This window comes from Duganella kummerowiae (assembly GCF_053572355.1).
This window is the reverse complement of sequence record NZ_JBKFEH010000010.1, coordinates 458,513-478,751: the sequence shown is the minus strand read 5'-3', so window position 1 is coordinate 478,751 and position 20,239 is coordinate 458,513. Positions and strand designations below refer to the sequence as shown.

Genomic DNA, 20,239 nt, shown 5'->3' with positions numbered 1-20,239 from the left:
GCGTGATTATTGCCGTTTGCTTTCACTGTAGCCGCTGGCGGCGCGCACACCCTTGCCAGTGACGCTGGACACGATCTGTATCAAACCGTGGAATTCGTCGCGGACGGCGGCGACCTCGCCTTGCAATGTGGCTTCGCGCAGTTGCAGCGCGGCGATGGTGTGCTGCGCGGCCTGCAGTTGCTGCTCGAGCGCAGCCTGTTCGGCAGCGCCCTTCTCCCTCGCGGCGCTTAGTGCGGCGGCATGCTCGGCATCCAGCGCGGCGGCGACGCGGCGCTGCTCGGCCAGGGACGCATGCGCACGGTCCAGTTCGGCCCGCAGATCCGTCGCCCTGCGCTCGATCTCGGCCACCCGTGCCGCCTCCGTGCTGGCACGGGATTCTGCCTGGGCCAGCTTCGCCTGGCTGGACTCCAGCAGCAGGCGGCAATGCTGGGCGCTCGCCTGTGCGTCGGCAGCCTGTTGCTTGAGCAGGTCCGACGCCTGACGGGCCTGGGCCAGCTCGCCCGCCTGCGCTTCAAAGGCCTCGGCCATTTCAGCATTCATGTGTTCGAACTCGGCACGCTCGGTGTCCCAGGCGGCGCTGAGGCTGGCGAGATGTTGGCCGGCCAAGTCTTGCGCAGTTGCCCACAAATGTTCCAGTGCGCTACGGTGGACTTGCTCCAATGCCGGCGGCAGTTGGACGGGTGCGGGCTGGCGCCGCGCCAGATGGTTGCGGCGCCATTCCTTCATCACAGCGCTGGCATCGTTCATGTTGACACGGGCCGCCTTGCGGACGGCGTCCACAGTGGGGAATTGGGACTGGCCACCCTGCTCGAACAGGCTGTCGGCCGCCGCCAGGATGCGTTTTGCTATCTCGCTGTCTGTCGCCATGATGCACCTCCATGAGAAGAATATTATTCTCCTTGCGCGTATGGGCTTTGTGCGGAATCAAATAACGGCGATAAGAATAATAGGAAGAATAAGAGGAATATTCTTCTTATTACCGTTCGGGGCAGTACTGCGTTTGTACCATCCGGCGCGGTGGCGGAATCAGGGAACAGGCTTGACGTCGTAGGCGGCACCGGTCTTGGGATGGCGCTTGTAGGGCACGCGCACCATCGGCCCCTCACCGCCGAAGTCGGCCGGGTTGCGGGTCACGATGACGCGCCCTTGGGAGTCCGCTGTGGCCCGTATCAGATAGTCGGGGATCGGCACTTTCGCCCTGGCGGCGATGCTTTGGCCGCGATAGATGGTGGCACGCTCCATGATGTCGTCATTCGTGTGGGCGATAAGGACGCCCAGGCACAGCAGGTCCATCCTGAAATCTTGCTTTTGCTGCGCGGTCATCCGGCAGCAGGTTTCCATCCAGTTCATGACGCTGATCACGGCATCATCATAACCGGCCACCTCGGCCCTGGCCTCGGGCAGGCCCTGCACGTAATCGATCAGGATGTTGGTATCGAAGAGTACTTTTACCATTTGGCGCGTAATTCTTTTTGGAACTCGACCCCATCCTGCTGCTTGGTCGGATCGTCCTTCCACATCCCGAAACTGCGTAGCACGGCGGCGGCGCGGTGGGCACGGCGGGCCTCCACTGCTTCCGGGCTATTGTCGAGCGGTTCAACCGGCTCTACCGGCACCGGGGCGGACTGAAGATGGGGATTGTGCTTGAGTAACGTGGTGATCAATTCATTGGACGTCATGTTGCCGGTATCCGCGCACGGGTCCAGCTCAAGAACAGCCCGCTCCAGCAATTCCCGGTCACTATGCGATACATCGACTTGCAGCGGCTTTACCATGATGCACCTCCTTCGTATCAAGTGGTAGTGTAGTCCTTTTTTGCTACCCGTCCCGCCAGTTCAGACCTAGTACCGGGACCGTCAGGCCAGTGGTTCCTGCCACCGCAGCTGATCCAGTTCGGCTAATGGTATTTCCGCATCGGCGCCGTCGGCGTAGCGCACCCACGCCAGCGCGGCCCTGGACGGGCGGCGCATCAGCAGGAGCTGACACAGCTTGCCAGCATGTAGGGCCAGCAGTACGCCATAAAAGGGTCGCTGCCGCAACATCGGCTCAACTTGGCCAGGTTGATCTTCGCCCGCCCTTTCCACTGCTTCACCGGCGCCGGCGGTGATGTTGGCCTGGACCGTCAGGAACTCGCGCAGCAGACGCACCGTGCCGCGCGTAATCTCCTGCGCCGGCTCGGCCAGCCAGCTGTCCACTACCTGTGCGTCGGCCTTGTAGGCTTGGACCAGCTCATTGACCAGGGTGACGTCGCGCACGCGGGCCGTATTGAACGCGGCGGCGATCGGATCGGGCAGGTCCAGCAGCACCGCATGCTGGGTAACGTAGGCGGCAGATTTGCTGATGCGCTGCGCGATCTCCTTGCGCCGCAGCCCGCGCGCCAGTTCGCGGCCGATGTAGTCGGCAATCTCGCGCGCGGTCAGCTCGTTGCGCTGCAGGTTCTCCACCACCTGGTCGGCCTCGTGGTAGTCGTTGTCGATGAAGGCAGGAATGAAGCGGCGGCCGGCCAGGCGCGAGGCGCGGTAGCGGCGGGCCCCATGGTTGATCAGGTAGCGGCCAGGCTGGCCCGGATGAAGGCGCACCGAGATCGGGGTCTTGACGCCACGGCGGCGGATCGCATCGGCCAGTTCCGCCAGGCTGTCGGGGGCGAAGCCTGGATTGTCCGGACCGCGCGGCTGGCGTGGGTCTTCGTCGATGGCGTCCAGCGGCAGTTGCAGCGGCGCGCCTGGTTCGGCGGGAAGCGGTGCGTCCATGTCAGCGCCTGCGTTTGGCGCGTTGTTCGCGCAAATCGGACCGGATGGCGAAGAGCGCCGGTATGCCCGGCACCGCCACCAGGGCGCCCAGGTGCAGCCAGCCATGGAGCGCTGCCATGCCGCCACCATGGATGCGCACCACCTGCACGATGACGTCGATCAGCAGCGCCAGCGGCAGCAGCGGACCGAGACACAGAGCGAGGACGATGATGACCACGCAGGGTAGCGAGAGCAGCACGAGCACATAGTCCAGCCAGTCCATCTCATCTCCGGAGGGTTGTACGACAGGCCCGTGGGCGGGCCGCTTGAGGGCGCGGTAGGCGGGGTGGATCTTGGGGAATTGGATGATGCGCGCCATGTCGGCCTCCTGCGCTGGATCGCCAGCTACCGCCATCCTGCCCTGCTCCGCCGCCTCGGCTTTGATGTGCGTCAAACGGGCTCGCCGCGAGGGATTTAGCGGCTAAAGGTGTACGTCAAATTAGCCCCGCATGGCATTGATCCATTCGATATTTCCGCCACCTTTTGCTTGGTCGCCGGGTTCGCTTTATCCGTACTAAAGACGCCACTTTCGACATACCGGCTGCGCGGCGGCACCGCGTGCAAGGAGACGGTCATGAGCGAACGCATGCTGCATCTGATGAGCGCATCGCGCTGGGACGAACTGGGCGCCATCGTCGGCGACCGCTTGGCGCCGCTCGAACTGTACACGGCCACTCGGAAGGCGTAAGGCGCGCCTTAGCATGCCGTCAATGCAGCGCTTGACTCTAAGGAAGTGTAGGGCACCTCGAAAAACCCCGGCAGTGATGGCATGATGTGATTTCCACCACGATGACGACAACGCCATGACGAGACCAAACCTGTTTGCCGACCAGAGCGCGAAGCCAAGCTGACCAAGCTGGGCGACTCGCTGCAAGGGCTGGAGCGGCATGTTGATTTCGCAGCAATGGAGTCAGCGTTCTACAACTTGCGACGCCTGTGCTACCTGAAGGAGGCCAGTTTCGAGGCGTTCTGACTCACGAGGTCCATCCGCACAGGAAACGGAGGTCCGGCAGGAAAGATTCCGCACAAGAGGCGGGCAGAGGCAGGCGCTACACATTCGCGCCGTCGATTTCATCGAGTGCGGCTCAGATTGCCGGTAAATCGAGGTGCCCTGTCGTCATTGTTGATGGGCCTACACCAAGCCACCCATGCCGAGGTTTTTCGAGGTACGCCATGCTTTAGAACATCGTTTTTACTCAAGCGCGATTTAGACTATCTGTTAATCGAGGTGACCCGATAAAAATCAGCGAATTCAGCGCCTTCCTAATGCCGTCAAAAGCTTATACACATCGATTTGGAACCTAGGTAAAACTACGGCGCCTAATATCAACACAAAAAAACCAATGGCTAGCAACAAGATATCGAACGAATTAACCGCTTCTAGCCTCCACGCGGAATTGGAAGGATTCTGGGCGTCATAGTAAATAAAAAATGGATTTTGCTGTCTCGCTTCAATCATCAACTCAACTGCGTCATCCCTATTCGAGCGACATGACTCATCAGTCACGGTCATCGGGCTTGTCGAAACACCTTCATACGTTACACCGTTGACCATATAATCATATTTAACATTAAGGCAGTAATGTGGACCTCGCCCTTCACGTCGATCTATTTTGCTTTCTTGCAGTATTGCAATTGTACGGTGCCAATTTTGTAAATGCCATTTTTCCCATAGCCTAATTCCAGCATAACATAAAAATAACAAACCAATCAAGATAATGATTCGATGCTGATTTGCATGACGTTTCGAGAAAAATTGAGAATTCATGGCGGTATTGTGATTACTCCATCATCTGGTTCCCATGATATAAGGGAGGCAGGGCAAGCCATAGGTTCGCCGACGTCATAATTAAATGCACCTAATGTCAATCCTTCATACATTATTTGTTGCTGCGTCGCAAGAACATCTTCTAAGGTCCACCACAGTGGAATCATAATTACCACTGGAGTTTTTTGCCCCCAAAAATCATTGGCCTTGCGCAAAACAAATTCATATAGAGCAGATAAGTTATCGCCATACGCCACTGAGGCAAGACTTGCCACCACCCCTGCGCCTATTGCCACCGCGCCCACCACCGGCGCGTCAGCCATAATTGCAATTTGTCCAACAACCCCGAGGACGTTTCCAGCCAATGTCAATACATCCGCCTTTTCAATTTTTTTTCCTTCTTGGATCTTAACCATTATACTCAAAAATTGAGTCGCGGCTGCAAAAGTATTGGCCTGTACTGATATGGGTTGGAGAATTTTCTCTGCAGCAGTTACAACAGCAATCAGCTGTCCTACCGAGTTAGTAAGTGTGAAGTTTTGTTGTGTATTGATCGCAGTAACCAAATTGTCCATAAACGTGGCAACATTATTAAAATTCGCGGTCAATCCAACTATTAACTGAACAGGTGCGCCCATTGTTTTTCCTAATTTAATCTGTCGCCGCAAGTTTGCCTATTGGACTTATTATTTCCTTTTCTCCATTTTTACCTGCTCTTGTTACCCCTGCTGTTTGCAGTACTATAAATCTAAAATAAAGGTCCCGATCATTTTTCTTTGGAGAATAACTAGTTCTTACGATAAAAGAATTTTTCCACAAAGATTCAAATTGCCAAGAATCTATTATTTCAGAAAAGAATTCATCAGTTGCGATTTCCAGCTTTATGGGGAGCTCATGACTAGGCTTCTTTCCGAGTACAGCAGCTCGCACCCATATGTTCCACGTTCCATCGCTCTGCCTCGCAAAATGAACCCCATGACTGAATTCAACTATATCAGTTTTTGGAATGCCATCTGCAAAAGCCTTCCCATTAGCGCCTATAACGCATAAAGCCACAACAGCAGTAGCTCTTTCTAAAAAATAACGGCGTTTCATATAGTCCCTATGACAAGTTTTAGCTAATTGTAGTTTGCATTTTTGTTTTGAATCTCACGAATTGTAACTTTTCTATCTTTTACTTTACGTTACCTTATTCTACAATTTGATACATAGTAGAGGTATTATTTGGGGTGTGAGTGCAGCTAGAAGCTGCCCGAGGCCGAGCGATTGCATATATCGTTCGGTCTCCGTGCTGCACGTTTGGGCATCTCGAAAACCCCGGCAGTGATGGCATGATGTGAATTCCAACACGATGACGACAACGACATGACGAGACCAAACCTGTTTGCCGCCCAGGAGCGCGGAGCCACGCTGACCAAACTGGGCGACACGCTGCAAGGGCTGGAGCAGCATGGTGATTTCGCCGCCATGGAAGCAGCGTTCTACAACGTACGACGCCTGTGCTACCTGAAGGAGCCCAGTTTCGAGGCGTTCTGACGCACGAGGTCCTTCCGGACAGGAAGCGGTAGTCCGGCAGTAATGATTCCGTACAAGAGGCGGGGCAGAGGCAGGCGCTACACATTCGCGCCGTCGATTTCATCCAGTGCGACTCAGATTGCCGGTAAATCGAGGTGCCCATCTGTGTCCGAAATTACTGACCACCGCACCCATCCTGCACTGCCCGCCACCTCGGCTTTGATGTGCATCAAACGGGCTCGCCGCGAGGGATTTAGCGGCTAAAGGTGTACGGCAAATTAGCCCCGCATGGCATTGATCCATTCGATATTTCCGCCACCTTTTGCTTGGTTGCCGGGTTCGCTTTATCCATACTAAAGGCGTCACTTTCGACATACCGGCTGCGCGGCGGCACCGCGCGCAAGGAGACGATCATGAGCGAACGCATGCTGCATCTGATGAGCGCATCGCGCTGGGACGAAGTGGGCGCCATCGTCGGCGACCGCGTGGCGCTGCTGGAGCTGCGCGCGGCCATCGACGAGGCGCTGCGGACCGGCGCCGGCGGCACCTTCAGCTTTCATTCGGACGGCGAACCCTACGCCCTGGTGGTGGCGCTGGAGCGCGATATGACGCCGGTGCACACGGCCTACGCGGCGGAGAAGCCGCATACCCGCTCGCACCGCGAGAAGATCCCGATGCGGGCCGTGAGCCAGTTCAATGAGGGCTACCGCAAGGCGCTGGTGGTGCGGGATGAACTGCGTCGTGGCCAGCATGTCGTCGCTGGCCTGGCAGCGTCCTGACGGTACGCTGGGAGAGATCCTATGGACACCACTACTAACGCCCCACGGCCTCCAGGCGAGCGGCGGATTCCTGACCGACGCTGCGCGCTCTTGACAGACCATGGGACTGACCGGCGCGCACAGAACACCGAGTTCCGCTTCCTGCGGATACGGGACGTGATGGCCATGTGCGGCAAGTCGCGCAGCAGCATTTACGATGCGGTCAAAAAGGGCGAATTTCCAGCGCCCGTGAAGCTGGGCGAGCGCACGTCCGCGTGGGTCCTAAGCGAGATTCTGATTTGGGCCGAAGGCCGCATCACCACTACGCGCTCCAGGTAAGCCGGGTCCATCCCCTCACGTCGCAGCCAGCATCGCCCTCGTTCGCAGTAGCGGCAATCCGGCATTGCCGCAAGCCCTTCCCCACGCTGGGGAGCCGCCAGCTCACCGCGACCTCCCCGGCGCTGCGCGCACATCGCGGCACGCGCGCCGCAAGCACGCGCGATCTCAAATTCTCCCGATTGGAATGTTCTCGGCCGGATCGCGGACGAGCATGGAACCTGCCCGGCCGAACCGGCGAACCAGTCCCCACACACCTGCAAAGAAGAGACGGGACTTGGCGGTGTTGTATCCGCTGTTGCCCAGGCCGGTCCCGTGGAGTCCAAAAATATTTAAGGCACGGTTAAGGCACGGAGCCGAAAAAAGAAAAAGGCCAACCTCAACGGTTGGCCTAAGTCTTTGATTCTATTGGTCGGGACGGTGTGATTCGAACACACGACCCCTTGCACCCCATGCAAGTACGCTACCAGGCTGCGCTACGCCCCGACTGAAGGCACGTATTATAGCAGCCCATTTGGGGTTTTGCCATAGTTGATTGAGCAATCATTTCATCGCTATCATGGGTGCATGCAAACCTCATCCGACATCGCCCGCGCGGCCGCGCTGCTGCAGGATGCCGACGCCCTGTTCATCGCCGCCGGCGCCGGCATGGGCGTGGACTCCGGCCTGCCCGACTTTCGCGGCAACCAGGGTTTCTGGCAGGCCTACCCCGCACTGGGCCACGCCCGCATGGACTTCGCCACCGTGGCCTCGCCCGCGACTTTCCGGGAAAATCCCGCCCTGGCCTGGGGCTTTTATGGCCACCGCCTGCAACTGTACCGCGACACTGTCCCGCATGCCGGCTTCGCCCTGCTCAAGGCCTGGGGAGAGCGCATGCCGCACGGCTATGGCGTCTACACCAGCAACGTGGACGGCCAATTCCAGCAAGCCGGCTACGACCCGGCCCGTATCCTGGAATGCCATGGCTCCATTCACCACCTGCAATGCATGCAGCCATGCGGCGACGATATCTGGGCGGCGGACGGCTTCCAGCCGCAGATCGACACGGCGGCCTGCCGTTTGCTCAACCCGCCGCCCGCCTGCCCGCACTGCGGCGGCCTGGCGCGGCCCAACATCCTGATGTTCGGCGACGGGGAATGGCTGGAGCAGCGCGCCGCCGCCCAGCAAGCGCGCCTGGCGGCCCTGCTGCGGCAAGCGCAACGTCCGCTGGTGATCGAACTGGGCGCCGGCACGGCCATCCCGTCGGTGCGTCACTTCAGCCAGCAGGTCGTCCTGCGCCACGGCGGGCGGCTGGTGCGCATCAATCCGCGCGAGCCGCAGGTGGCGGACCGGCGCGACGTCGGCCTGGCGGTGGGATCGGCGGCGGCCCTGCAGGCCATCGCCGCCGCGCTGGGAAACGCCACGGCATAAGCGCGGCGGGAAGCCGCAAGCCACGCGCCGGTTGGCGCCGTAGCGGCTCCTACACCAGCTTGATGGTGATCCCGGCCAGCCCCTCCACCTTGCCGCTCAGGGTCTGGCCGCGCACCACGGCGCCCACGCCTTCGGGCGTGCCGCTGAAGATCAAATCGCCCGGCTCCAGCCGGAACAGCGTCGACAGGTTGGCGATGGTTTCGCTCACGGACCAGATCAGGTGCGCAATGGTCGCCGACTGCCGGGTCACGCCATCCACCGCCAGCGTGATGGCGGCCTGGTTGATGTTGCCCGCCTGCGCCGCCGGCTGGATCAGGCCTATGGGCGCAGAGTAGTCGAAGGCCTTGCCGATCTCCCACGGCCGGCCGGCGTCGCGCATCTTGAATTGCAGGTCGCGCCGGGTCATGTCCAGGCCGACCGCGTAGCCGAAAATGTGGCTGGCCGCATCCTCCACCGCGATATTGCTGCCGCCCTTGCCGATAGCCACCACCAGTTCGCACTCGTAGTGCAGGTTGGAGGTCAGCGAAGGGTAAGGCAGCTCCACGGTCTGCCCTGGAGGCACGGCAATCACGGCCTGGGCGTCGTTCGGCTTGCAGAAGAAGAATGGGGGCTCGCGGTCCGGGTCATAGCCCATCTCGCGCGCATGGGCGGCGTAGTTGCGGCCGACGCAGTAGACGCGGCGCACGGGGAACAGGGCGTTGGTGCCGGCCACCGGGAGTCCGGTGACCTGGTGGGCGGGTATAACGTAGGAAGTCATGATGCTCCGATGTCCATGATGGGAGATCGGACTATCTTACTCCAGCCGGGGCAATCAGGTGGAAGCGCTCAGGTCAGCAGCAGCGCCGCCAGCGCCACCCGGTAGCCCTCCACCAGGGCGGCGCGGTTCATCTCCGGCCGGTGCAGGGCGCGCACCGGCAGGCCGTGGAACAGGGAGACCAGGGTGTCGATGCGGCCGTCCAGCAGTTCATCGTCCACCGCCAGGCCGCGCTTTTCGCGCTCGCGCTTGATGATGGGCCGGAAGTGCTCGGTGGTGACGGCGTCGGCCGCGCGCATGGCGGCGGCAATCTTGGGGTTGCGCGCCGCTTCCGCGAACATTTCCATGGGCAGCTGGAAGAATTGCGGATCCAGGCTTTCGTCGATGTGGCGCGGCGCCTCGTCTATCATGGACTGGAGCGGATCGGCGCGGCTGCCCAGCTCGCGCACCTGGCTCATCACATGCTCGGCCTCCATGTCCACGAAAGCCATGATGATGGCTTCCTTGCTGTCGAAATAGTTATAGATGTGGCCCGCGCTCATGCCGGCCTCTTTCGAGATTTCCGCCATGCTGGCGCCGTGGAAGCCGCTGCGCGCGAAGCACACGGAGGCCGCCTGCAATACCTGGTTGCGCCGGTTCTGCGCCTTTTCCGGGTCCTGGTGCCTTCTGCCGATGCTGCTCATGGTTGTCGTCCTTGGTTTTGCCTGGGTAGTCGCTCAACACGGGATTATAGCGGCGGGCGCGCGGCCCGCCGCCATGATCAACCGCGCGGCGGCGCCAGCTCCGGCTGCCAGCCGCCGCCCAGCACCTTGTACAGTGTGACGGCGTTGCTGGACTGGACCAGCCGGGCCGAAATCAGCGCCTGCTGCGCGCTGTAGAGCGAACGCTGCGCGACCAGCGCCGTCAGGTAGGATTCGGCGCCCTGCCGGTAGCGGGCCTGGTGCAGGTCGTAGCTCTTCTGCGCCGCCTCGACCAGGGCCTGTTGCGAGGCCAGGCGCTCGTCCAGCGTGCCGCGCGTGGCCAGGGCGTCCGCCACTTCGCGGAACGCGGTCTGTATCGCCTTCTCGTACTGGGCCACGGCGATGTCGCGCTCGGCCTTGGCGATATCCAGGTTGGCGCGGTTCTGGCCATGGTCGAACAGCGGCAGGGTCAGGCTGGGCACGAAGGTCCAGGCCGAGGAACCGGCCTTGAACAGCCCGGACAGCGTGCTGCTGGCGCTGCCGCCGGTGGCCGTCAGCGAGATGCTGGGGAAGAAGGCGGCGCGCGCCACGCCGATATTGGCGTTGGCGGCGCGCAGGGTGCGCTCGGCTTCCTGCACGTCGGGACGCGACTGCAGCAGCTCGGACGGCAGTCCGGAGGGTATGGCAGGCAGCTGGCTGACGGCGCCCAGGCCGGCCGCGGGCTGCAGGCCGGCAGGCAGCTCGCTGCCGACCAGCAGCACCAGCGCGTTCAAGTCCTGCGCCACCGTCGCGGTGTAGGTGGCGACGTCGTTGCGCGCCGACTCCACCGTGGTCCGGGCGTCGTACAGGTCGACCCCGGAAGCGGCGCCGGCATCGAAGCGGCGCTTGCTCAGGTCGTAGGTGGTCTGCTGGCTTTTCAGCGTGTCCTGGGCCAGCTTGAGGCGGTGCTGGTCCGCCGCCAGGGTCAGGTAGGCGTTGGCCACTTCGGACACCAGCGTGATCTGTTGGGCGCGGCGCGCCTCCTCGGTGCCCAGGTACAGCTGCAGGCCCTGCTCCGACAGGTTGCGCACCTTGCCGAAGAAGTCCAGCTCATAGGCCGACAGCGACAGGCCGCCGCTGTAGCTGCGGCTGATGGCCGCCTGGCCGGTGCCGGTCATGGTGGACGGGGTGCGCGCGGCGCTCTGGCTGACGCCCGCCGACACGTGCGGCAGCAGGCCGGCGCTGTCCACCGCATAGGTGGCGCGCGCCTTTTCGATGTTGAGGGCCGAGACGCGCAGGTCGCGGTTGTTGGCCAGCGCCAGCGCGATCACCTGGCGCAGCTTGTCGTCGGTGAAATAGTCGCGCCACAGGATTTGCGACACCGGCTTGGCCTCGGCGGCGCCGGCCGGCGCCTGGTAGGACGGGCCGTTGGGCCAGGACTGGCTTACCGGCGCAGCCGGGCGCTCATACACCGGCGCCAGCGAGCAGCCGGCCAGCGCGGCCAGCGCGGCAGCCGCCAGCAGCGATTTGGTCAGGATGGGATACGCCATGATCAATGGGCCTCCGTAGCTACGTTAGCGGCCGGGACGTGCTTGGGGCGGAAGAAGCCGCGCACCAGCACGAAGAACACCGGCACAAAGAAAATGCCCAGGAAGGTGGCCGACAGCATACCGCCCAGCACCCCGACGCCGATCGCGTTCTGGCTGCCGGAACCGGCGCCGCTGCTGATGGCCAGCGGCAGCACGCCCAGGCCGAAGGCGATCGAGGTCATCAGGATGGGACGCAGGCGCAAGCGCACTGCCTGCAGCGTGGCCTGTTTCAGCTCCACGCCCTGCTCCTGCAGCTCCTTGGCGAATTCCACGATCAGGATGGCGTTCTTGGCGGCCAGGCCGACCACCGTCAACAGGCCCACCTGGAAGTAGACGTCGTTGGACAGCTTGAACACGAAGGTGGCCAGCACCGTGCCCACCACGCCCAGCGGCACCACCAGCATGACCGAGAACGGGATCGACCAGCTCTCATACAGCGCGGCCAGGCACAGGAACACGATCAGGATGGAGATCGAGTACAGCAGCGGGGTTTGCGACCCGGAGTCGCGCTCCTCCACCGACAGGCCGGTCCACTCGTAGCCTATGCCGGGCGGCAGCTTGGCCGCCATTTTCTCGACTTCGGCCATGGCCACGCCCGAGCTCACGCCCGGCGCCGGCTGGCCCAGGATCTCGACCGAACCGAGGCCGTTGTAGCGCTCCAGGCGCGGCGAGGCATAGATCCACTGGCCGGTGGCGAAGGCGGAGAATGGCACCATCTCGCCATCGGCATTACGCACGAACCACTTACCCAGGTCCTCCGGCACCATGCGCGCATCGGCCTGGCCCTGGATGTAGACTTTCTTGACGCGGCCGCGATCGACGAAGTCGTTGACGTAGGCACTGCCCCAGCCGGTGCTGAGCACCTTGTTCACGTCGGCCACCTTCAGGCCCAGCGCGATGGCTTTCTGCTGGTCGACGGTGATCTTGTACTGCGGGGTGTCGTCCTGGCCGTTGGGACGCACGCCCATCAGCAGCTTGTTTTGCGACGCCATGCCCAGCATCATGTTACGGGCGTTCATCAGGGCCTCGTGGCCGACGCCGCCCACGTCCTGCAGCTGCAGGTCGAAGCCGCTGGCGTTACCGAGTTCCATCACGGCCGGCGGGGCGAAGGCGAACACCATGGCGTCCTTGATCTGCGAGAAGGCGCCCATGGCGCGGCCGACGATGGCGTCCACGCGCTGGTCCTTGCCCTTGCGCTCGCTCCAGTCCTTCAGGCGCACGAAGGCCATGCCGGCATTCTGGCCGTTGCCGCCGAAGCTGAAGCCGGCCACCGAGAACACCGACTGCACGGAGTCCTTCTCGTTGACCAGGAACTGGTGCTCCAGCTTCTCGATCACCTTGAGGGTGCGCTCCTGGGTGGCGCCGGTGGGCAGCAGCACCTGGGAAAAGGCCATGCCCTGGTCCTCGGCCGGCAGGAACGAGGTTGGCAGGCGCAGGAAGCCCAGCGCCATGGCGGCCACGATCACGGCGTACACCACCAGCGCACGGCCGCCGCGGTTGATCAGGGTGCCGACCAGGCCCTGGTACTTGAGGGTGCCACGGTCGAAAGTGCGGTTGAACCAGCCGAAGAAGCCGGTCTCCTTGGCATGGTGGCCTTTCGGCACCTGCTTGAGCAGGGTGGCGCACAGGGCCGGGGTGAACACCATCGCCACCAGCACCGACAGCACCATGGAGGACACGATGGTGATCGAGAACTGGCGGTAGATCACGCCGGTCGATCCGCCGAAGAAGGCCATGGGCACGAACACGGCCGACAGCACCATGGCGATACCCACCAGGGCGCCGGAAATCTGGCCCATGGACTTGCGGGTCGCTTCCAGCGGCGTCAGGCCCTCTTCCGTCATCACGCGCTCGACGTTTTCCACCACCACGATGGCGTCGTCCACCAGCAGGCCGATGGCCAGCACCATGGCGAACATGGTCAGGGTGTTGATCGAATAGCCCAGCACCGACAGCACGCCGAAGGTACCCAGCAGCACCACCGGAACCGCCATGGTCGGGATCAGGGTGGCGCGGAAGTTCTGCAGGAACAGATACATCACCAGGAACACCAGCACGATGGCCTCGGCCAGGGTCTTGATCACTTCCTCGATGGACAGCTTGACGAAGGGCGTGGTGTCGAACGCCACCACCGCCTTCATCCCGGCCGGGAACTGCTTGCTCAGCGCATCGATCTTCGCTTCCACCGCCTTGGCGGTATCGAGCGCGTTGGCGCCGGTGGCCAGCTTGATGGCCATGCCGCTGGCCGGCTTGCCGTTGTAGCGCGCCACGATGTTGTAGCTCTCGCTGCCCAGCTCCATGCGGGCCACGTCGCGCAGATGCACGGTGGCGCCGTTGGCGCTAGTCTTGAGCAGGATGGCGCCGAACTGCTCGGCGGTCTGCAAGCGGCTCTGGGCCGTCACGGTGGCGTTCAGCTGCTGGCCCGGCACGGCGGGCGCGCCGCCCAGCTCACCGGCCGACACTTCCGTGTTCTGCGCCGTGATGGCATCGACCGCGTCGGCCGGCGTCAGCTGGTAGCTTTGCAGCTTGGCCGGGTCGAGCCAGATGCGCATGGCGTACTGGCTGCCGAACTGGGTGACGTCGCCCACGCCTTCGACGCGGCTGATCTGGTCCAGCACATTGGCCGCCACATAGTCGTTCAGGTCGTTCTGCTTCATGCTGCCGTCTTCGGACACGAAGCCCAGCACCATCATGAAGTTCTTGGTGGCCTTGGCCACCACCAGGCCCTGCTGGGTGACGGCGGTCGGCAGCAGCGGCGTGGCCAGCTGCAGCTTGTTCTGCACCTGGACCTGGGCGATGTCCGGATTGGTGCCGCTCTTGAAGGTCAGCGTGATGCTGATGCCACCGGTCGAGTCGCTGGCCGAGGACATGTAGCGCAGGCCGTCGATCCCCTTCATCTTCTGTTCGATGACCTGGGTGACGGCGTCTTCCACCGTCTTGGCCGAGGCGCCCGGATAAGAACCGGTGATCGAGATCGAGGGCGGAGCAATGCTGGGGTACTGCGCGATCGGCAGGCCGGTGATCGCCATCACCCCGGCCAGCATGATCACTATCGCGACCACCCAGGCGAAAATCGGGCGGTCAATAAAGAAGCGTGACATGGAATTCTCCCGGGATCAGTTGGCGCTCTGGGCGGGCGCGGCGCCGGGGGCGCTGTTTGCGTTGGCGGCGGCCGGCTTGGCGGCGACTGCGGGTGCGCCCGGCCTGACTTTCTGCAGGCCTTCGACGATCACCTGGTCGCCGGCGGCCAGGCCGGACTTGACCAGCCACTTGTCGCCCAGGGTGCCGCCGGTGACCAGCACGCGCTGCTCGACCTTGCCATCCTTGCCCAGCACCAGCGCCGTGGCCTCGCCCTTGGCATTGCGGGTCACGCCCTGCTGCGGCACGGCGATGGCGGCTTCATTGAGGCCGGTATCGACCACGGCGCGCACGAACATGCCGGGCAACAGGTCGTGTTTCGGATTGGGGAACAGCGCGCGCAGGGTCACGTTGCCGGTGCTGGTATCGACCGTCACGTCCGAGAATTCCAGCTTGCCGGGCAGCGCGTACTTGCTGCCGTCCGACAGCAGCAGCGTCACCTTGGCCTGGCCATTCTTTTTCAGGCTGCCGCCATCGAGCTCGCGCTTCAAGCGCAGCAGGTCTTCGCTGGACTGGGTCAGGTCGACGTAGATGGGGTCGAGCTGCTGCACCGTGGTCAGCGCGGTAGTCTGGTTGGCCGTCACCAGCGCGCCCGGGGTCACGGTGGAGCGGCTGATGCGCCCGCTGATGGGGGCGTTGACGTGGGTGTACTGCAGGTTGATCTCGGCCGTCTGCAGGGCGGCGGCAGCAGTGTCGACGTCGGCCTTGGCCTGCTCATGGGCGGCCACCGCGTCCTCGTAATCCTGGCGGCTGACGCCTTCGATGGCCAGCAGCTCCTTGTAGCGCGCCACCTTGGGGCCGGTGGTCAGCAGGTTGGCCTTGGCCTTGGCCAGCGCCGCCCTGGCGGAGTTGGCGCTGGCCTGGTAGGTGGCCGCATCGATCTGGTACAGGGCGGTGCCGGCCTTGACGTCGGCGCCTTCCGTGAACAGGCGCTTCTGGACCAGGCCGCTGACCTGGGGCCGCACTTCCGCCACCTGGTAGGCGGAGGTGCGGCCCGGCAGTTCGGTACTCATCTGCAGCGCCTGGGGCGCGACCTGGTATACGCCCACTTCCGCCACCTGCTGCTGGTGAGGTGCTTCGGTCGTGGTTTTGGAGCAGCCGGCGCCGAGGGCGGCGGCGCAAAACAGGAACAGGGTCCCGGCCGTCCGCGGGGACGGCTTGCAGAAACTGGCTTTCATGATTGCGCTTTCTGTAAGTGTTGGGGAGTCCGGAGGCGATCTCGGGACCGTCACAAGAGATAGAATGAACGATCATTCTAAAACTGTCAAGCAAGTTTTTATTCCCAAAAGGACAATTCTGTTGCTTGACGGGTATTTTCTTCACCTGTTTGCACGCTCGCGCCCACGGCCCGGTGCTACAATCATTTATTTCCTAGAATCATCTTTTTGCCGGTGCCGCCATGCCCCATACCCTCAATACCAAGCGCTTGCGGCTGACCACCCTGGTCACTGTCGGGGTGGGCGCCACCGTGCTGCTGACGGTGCTGGCGCTGCTGGTGCTGGTGCATTACTACGCCTTCGATTACGCCGGCAGCCGCGAGGAGCAGCGCCTGCAGCAGCTGGCCTGGCAGGTGCGCGATGCGCTGGACCGGGTGGTGGAGAAGGCGGCCGGCGACATGCGCATGCTGGCCGAGCTGCCCCAGGTGCGCGAAGCGCGCAGCCCGGACCAGGTCCGCGCGGTGCTGGAAAGCCTGCAGAAAAGCTTCCCCGACTATGCCTGGATAGGCCTGGCGCGGCCGGACGGCCGGGTGGCCGCCGCCACCCAGGGCCAGATGGAAGGCATGGACGCCGGCGCACAGGCGTGGTTCCGGGCCGGCCGCGAACGGCTGTACACGGGCGACGTCCATCCCGCCAGGCCGCTGGGCGGCAAGCAGGGCGGCGGCGACCAGTGGCGCTTCGTCGATGCGGCCGGTCCGGTGCGCGGCGCCGATGGCGGGCTGCGCGGGGTGCTGTGCCTACACATGAGCTGGGGCTGGGCGCGCCGCATGGTGCAGAACGTGATCACTCCCAGCGAACGGCAGGACGCCGCCGAGATCCTGGTGGCGCGCGCCGACGGCACCGTGATCCTGGGCCCGCCGGGCATGGAGGAAACCAGGATCGCCAGCGCCAGCCTGGCGCGCGCCCAGGGCGGTGTACCCGGGGCGCTCAAGGAAACCTGGGCCGACGGCCGCAGCTATCTGACCGGCTATGCCCGCACCGGAATAGAGACGGGCGCCGGCGCCGATCCGGCCGCGCTGCGCTGGACCGTGCTGGTGCGCCAGCCGGAACAGCAGGCCCTGGCCGGCGCGCGCGCCCTGGAGCGCCAGATCCTGCTGCTGGGCGCCATCCTGGGCCTGGCCATGGCGGCCGCGGCGGCCCTGCTGGCGCGCCGCCTGGTGCGTCCGCTCAAGCAGATGAGCCGCTTGATCGAACAAAGCGCCCAGACTCCGTCCGGCGCCCTGGCCCTGCCCCAATTCCCGCAGCTGGAAGGCTTCCATGAGGCGCAGGTGCTGTCCAACGCGCTGTCGGCCATGCTGCGCAGCGAACAGCACCACCTGGACGCGCTGCGCACCCTGAACGAACAGCTGGAAAGCACGGTGGCGCAGCGCACCCGCGACCTGGCCCGCAAGGCCCTGCAGCTGGAGCAGGCCCTGGCCCAGGAGCAGAGCACCCAGCAGCTGCTGCAGGAGCGCGCCGCCGAACTGCGCGCGATTCTCGACAACGCCCACGACGCCTTCATCGCCCTCGATCCGGGCGGCGTGGTGCTGGACTGGAACCGCCAGGCCGAACGCCTGCTGGGCTGGAAGCGCAGCGAAGTGATAGGCCAGAAGCTGGCCGCCATGATACTGCCGCCGGCCTTGCGGCGCGCCTACGAGCGCGACATGCGCCAGCTGTCCGAGCAGGGTGCGGATGCGGTGTTGAACCGGCGTGTGGAGCTGACCTTGTGCAGCCGCATGGGCAAGGAATTCCCGGTCGAGGTATCGATGGCCTACATCCCGCGCAGCAGCGGCCATTTGTTCATCGCTTTCCTGCACGATATCAGCGAGCGCAAGAACCTGTTCGCGTCCATGGAGCGCATGGCCTTGCGCGACACCCTGACCGGCCTGCCCAACCGGCGCGCCCTGATGCAGATCCTGCCGGAGGCGCTGCAGCGCGCCAGCCGCTCGCGCCTGGCCTGCGCCGTGTTCTTCCTGGACCTGGACCGCTTCAAGCAAATCAACGACCGCTATGGCCACGAAGAGGGCGACGAGCTGCTGCGCCAGTTCGGGGCCCGGGTCCAGGCCGCCATGCGCAAAACCGACACCGTGGGCCGCCTGGCCGGCGACGAATTCATCGTGATCCTGGAAATGCTGCCCAGCGACGCCGCCGCCCAGGAGGCGGCCGACAAGCTGCTGCCGGTGCTGCAGCAGCCGTTCCGCCTCAAGACCGTCAGCGTCACGCTGGGCGCCAGCATCGGCATCGCCGTCCACCACCCGGACGATCCGGCCGACATCGAAATGCTGCTGGGGCGCGCCGACCGCGCCATGTATGTCAACAAGCAGCAGGGCCGCCTGCTGGCGGCCCGCAGGTAAGCAGGCGGCCCGCTACTTGAGCGCGCCGCGCAGGGCCTGCACCCGGCGCTGCAGCCCTTCCGGCGTGACATCCTGCGGCGCCACCGGCGCGCCCACCGCCAGCGACAGGCGCGAACGCAGGCCGGTGCGGAAGGCGCGTTCCAGCCGGTCCTCCTTGTTGCGGCTCAGCAGATGGGTCCACAGGCCGCGCAGCGCCATCGGGATCACCGGCACCTTGGTGCGCTCGATGATCTTGGCGATGCCGCCCTTGAACTCGTTCATCTCGCCGTCGCGCGTCAGCCGCCCCTCCGGGAAGATGCACACCAGTTCGCCCTCGTGCAGGGCCTGGGCGATGTCCACGAAGGCTTTTTCCATCAGCCACGGGTCCTCCTTGGCCGGCGCGATCGGGATCGCGCGCCCGGTGCGGAACAGCCATCCGGCCAGCGGCAGCTTGAAGATATGGTGGTCCATCACGAAACGAATCGGGCGCGGGCTGGCGGCCAGGATCACGATGGCGTCCACGTAGCTGACGTGGTTGCACACCAGGACCGCCGCGCCATGTGCGGGGATGCGCTCGCTGTTGATGGTCTTGACCCGGTGCAGGGTGTGGATCAGCAGCCAGGCCAGGAAGCGCAGCAGGAATTCCGGCACCAGCGAGAAGATGTACACCGCCACCAGCGCGTTCAGGGCCGCAGTCACCAGGAACAGCTGCGGTATGGTAAAGCCCTGCCCCAGCAGCAAAATGGCCAGGCCGGTGGCGGCCACCATGAACAGCGCGTTGAGGATGTTCATGCCCGCGATGGTGCGCGAGATATGGGCCGGATCGCAGCGTATCTGTATCAGCGCGAACAGCGGCACGATGAAGAAGCCGCCGAACATGCCTATCATGAGCACGTCGAACAGGATGCGCCACATGCCCTGCTGCGGCAACAGGGCCCAGGCGTCCAGCGGCGCGGCCGCCAGGATGTGCAGGGCGGCGGCGGCCGGGGCGAAATGCTCGCTGGCCAGCCACAGGTCGGCGCCGAACAGGGACAGGCCGATGGCGCCGAACGGCACCAGGCCGATTTCCACCTTGCCGCCGGACAGGCGCTCGCACAGCAGCGAACCGGCGCCCACGCCCACCGAGAAGATGGTCAGCAGCAGCACGAACACGCTGTGGTCGCCGTGCAGGTAGTCCTTGGCGTAGACCGGGAACTGGGCCAGCACGATGGCGCCGTAGAACCAGAACCAGGAATTGCCCAGCATGGACAGGAATACCACCCGGTTCTTGCGCGAGTAGGCGATGTTGCGCACCGATTCGGACACGAAGTTCCAGTTCACCTTGAGATCGGGCGCGGCGGCCGGCGACAGCGGGATGCGGTAGCTGGCCCACAGCCCCAGCACCGCCGTCAGCAGCGTGCCGGCGGCCACCAGCATCACGCCGTCCGGCTTGCGCGCCACCAGCACCGCGCCCAGGATCTCGCCCAGCAGGATGCCGACAAAGGTGCCCATCTCGGTCACGCCGTTGCCGCCGATGAGTTCATCCGGCTTGAGCTGCTGCGGCAGGTAGGCGTATTTGACGGGGCCGAACAGGGTCGAATGCATGCCCATGCCGGCCACCGCCAGGATCAGCAGCCAGACGTTGTGGGTCATCCAGCCCAGCCCCGCGATGGCCATGATGCCCAGCTCCAGCCACTTGACCAGGCGCGCCAGGCCGCCCTTTTCCAGCTTGTCGGCCAGCTGGCCGGCGGTGGCCGAGAACAGCACGTACGGCAGGATGAACAGGCCGGGTATCAGGTTGGTGATCAGCGAGGCCGGCATGCTGGTCCACTCGGCCGCCTCGAAGGCCAGGATCACGATCAGCGCGGTCTTGAACAGGTTGTCGTTGAAGGCGCCCAGGAACTGGGTCCAGAAGAAGGGCGCGAAACGGCGTTGCGTCAGGAGGGAAAACTGGTTCGGCTGGCTCATGGTCGCGGTATCCAATCTTGGATTTCAGGAATGATTGGCGCGATTAT

Annotated in this window: 19 protein-coding genes and 1 tRNA gene; 5 read left to right on the top strand and 15 right to left on the bottom strand. The window is 63.7% G+C overall.

Translation table 11 applies throughout. The features are described from left to right. Positions 1-6: 6 nt before the first annotated feature. From ACLB1G_RS15805 to ACLB1G_RS15770, 8 genes are all read right to left on the bottom strand, one after another. Positions 7-867 carry a DNA-binding protein gene (locus ACLB1G_RS15805; protein WP_491628177.1) on the bottom strand — a complete coding sequence of 287 codons (861 nt, stop codon included), beginning with the start codon at positions 865-867 and terminating at the stop codon, positions 7-9. 159 nt (positions 868-1,026) lie between these two features. Beyond that, positions 1,027-1,455: a PIN domain-containing protein gene (locus ACLB1G_RS15800; RefSeq protein WP_491628176.1), complete on the bottom strand. Its 429-nt coding sequence runs from the start codon at positions 1,453-1,455 to the stop codon at positions 1,027-1,029. After that, the gene (locus tag ACLB1G_RS15795) at positions 1,449-1,775 is read right to left on the bottom strand and encodes a hypothetical protein (RefSeq protein ID WP_491628175.1); all 327 of its coding nucleotides are present in this window, start codon (positions 1,773-1,775) and stop codon (positions 1,449-1,451) included. Before ACLB1G_RS15795 ends, ACLB1G_RS15800 begins: the two co-directional genes overlap by 7 nt. Before the next feature lie 81 nt (positions 1,776-1,856). Then, positions 1,857-2,750, bottom strand: a complete 894-nt coding sequence (locus tag ACLB1G_RS15790; protein WP_491628174.1) for a ParB/RepB/Spo0J family partition protein — start codon at positions 2,748-2,750, stop codon at positions 1,857-1,859. Position 2,751: 1 nt separating this feature from the next. After that, positions 2,752-3,183 carry a hypothetical protein gene (locus tag ACLB1G_RS15785; RefSeq protein WP_491628173.1) on the bottom strand — a complete coding sequence of 144 codons (432 nt, stop codon included), beginning with the start codon at positions 3,181-3,183 and terminating at the stop codon, positions 2,752-2,754. Positions 3,184-4,041: 858 nt separating this feature from the next. Continuing rightward, positions 4,042-4,557 (bottom strand): hypothetical protein, encoded by a 516-nt coding sequence (locus ACLB1G_RS15780; RefSeq protein ID WP_491628172.1) that lies wholly within the window; start codon positions 4,555-4,557, stop codon positions 4,042-4,044. After that, a complete protein-coding gene (locus ACLB1G_RS15775) occupies positions 4,554-5,195 on the bottom strand; it encodes a hypothetical protein (protein ID WP_491628171.1) in 642 nt (213 codons plus the stop codon). The genes ACLB1G_RS15780 and ACLB1G_RS15775 overlap by 4 nt, the downstream gene beginning before the upstream one ends. 13 nt (positions 5,196-5,208) lie before the next feature. After that, positions 5,209-5,652, bottom strand: a complete 444-nt coding sequence (locus ACLB1G_RS15770) for a hypothetical protein (RefSeq protein WP_491628170.1) — start codon at positions 5,650-5,652, stop codon at positions 5,209-5,211. Positions 5,653-5,922: 270 nt separating this feature from the next. Between ACLB1G_RS15770 and ACLB1G_RS15765 the strand changes: the two genes are divergently transcribed. The 3 genes from ACLB1G_RS15765 (at position 5,923) to ACLB1G_RS15755 (ending at position 7,169) form a co-directional block, all read left to right on the top strand. Beyond that, the gene (locus tag ACLB1G_RS15765; protein ID WP_491628169.1) at positions 5,923-6,093 is read left to right on the top strand and encodes a hypothetical protein; all 171 of its coding nucleotides are present in this window, start codon (positions 5,923-5,925) and stop codon (positions 6,091-6,093) included. 392 nt (positions 6,094-6,485) lie between these two features. Beyond that, positions 6,486-6,851, top strand: coding sequence for a hypothetical protein (locus tag ACLB1G_RS15760; protein ID WP_491628168.1), 366 nt, complete (start codon positions 6,486-6,488; stop codon positions 6,849-6,851). Positions 6,852-6,872: 21 nt separating this feature from the next. Further along, complete coding sequence (locus tag ACLB1G_RS15755) at positions 6,873-7,169, top strand: helix-turn-helix transcriptional regulator (RefSeq protein ID WP_491628167.1); 297 nt, start codon at positions 6,873-6,875, stop codon at positions 7,167-7,169. Positions 7,170-7,575: 406 nt separating this feature from the next. On the opposite strand, the gene ACLB1G_RS15750 is transcribed toward ACLB1G_RS15755, so the two are convergent. Next, positions 7,576-7,652, bottom strand: a tRNA-Pro gene (locus ACLB1G_RS15750). Between the two features lie 81 nt (positions 7,653-7,733). Here ACLB1G_RS15750 and ACLB1G_RS15745 point away from each other — a divergent pair. Next, positions 7,734-8,576, top strand: coding sequence for an SIR2 family NAD-dependent protein deacylase (locus ACLB1G_RS15745; RefSeq protein ID WP_491628166.1), 843 nt, complete (start codon positions 7,734-7,736; stop codon positions 8,574-8,576). 49 nt (positions 8,577-8,625) lie between these two features. On the opposite strand, the gene ACLB1G_RS15740 is transcribed toward ACLB1G_RS15745, so the two are convergent. From ACLB1G_RS15740 to ACLB1G_RS15720, 5 genes are all read right to left on the bottom strand, one after another. Continuing rightward, positions 8,626-9,333 carry a fumarylacetoacetate hydrolase family protein gene (locus tag ACLB1G_RS15740; protein WP_491628165.1) on the bottom strand — a complete coding sequence of 236 codons (708 nt, stop codon included), beginning with the start codon at positions 9,331-9,333 and terminating at the stop codon, positions 8,626-8,628. Positions 9,334-9,401: 68 nt separating this feature from the next. Further along, positions 9,402-10,013 carry a TetR/AcrR family transcriptional regulator gene (locus ACLB1G_RS15735; protein ID WP_491628164.1) on the bottom strand — a complete coding sequence of 204 codons (612 nt, stop codon included), beginning with the start codon at positions 10,011-10,013 and terminating at the stop codon, positions 9,402-9,404. Positions 10,014-10,090: 77 nt separating this feature from the next. Next, on the bottom strand, positions 10,091-11,539 hold the full coding sequence (gene adeC / locus ACLB1G_RS15730) for an AdeC/AdeK/OprM family multidrug efflux complex outer membrane factor (RefSeq protein WP_491628163.1): 1,449 nt from the start codon (positions 11,537-11,539) through the stop codon (positions 10,091-10,093). A gap of 2 nt (positions 11,540-11,541) precedes the next feature. Then, positions 11,542-14,679: an efflux RND transporter permease subunit gene (locus tag ACLB1G_RS15725; protein ID WP_491628162.1), complete on the bottom strand. Its 3,138-nt coding sequence runs from the start codon at positions 14,677-14,679 to the stop codon at positions 11,542-11,544. Positions 14,680-14,694: 15 nt separating this feature from the next. Then, positions 14,695-15,894: an efflux RND transporter periplasmic adaptor subunit gene (locus tag ACLB1G_RS15720; RefSeq protein ID WP_491628161.1), complete on the bottom strand. Its 1,200-nt coding sequence runs from the start codon at positions 15,892-15,894 to the stop codon at positions 14,695-14,697. A gap of 221 nt (positions 15,895-16,115) precedes the next feature. Between ACLB1G_RS15720 and ACLB1G_RS15715 the strand changes: the two genes are divergently transcribed. Then, on the top strand, positions 16,116-18,266 hold the full coding sequence (locus tag ACLB1G_RS15715) for a diguanylate cyclase domain-containing protein (RefSeq protein ID WP_491628160.1): 2,151 nt from the start codon (positions 16,116-16,118) through the stop codon (positions 18,264-18,266). A 12-nt stretch (positions 18,267-18,278) separates the two neighbouring features. Here the strand turns inward: ACLB1G_RS15715 and ACLB1G_RS15710 are convergent, their stop codons facing one another. Beyond that, positions 18,279-20,192, bottom strand: a complete 1,914-nt coding sequence (locus ACLB1G_RS15710; protein WP_491628159.1) for an MFS transporter — start codon at positions 20,190-20,192, stop codon at positions 18,279-18,281. Positions 20,193-20,239: the final 47 nt, after the last annotated feature.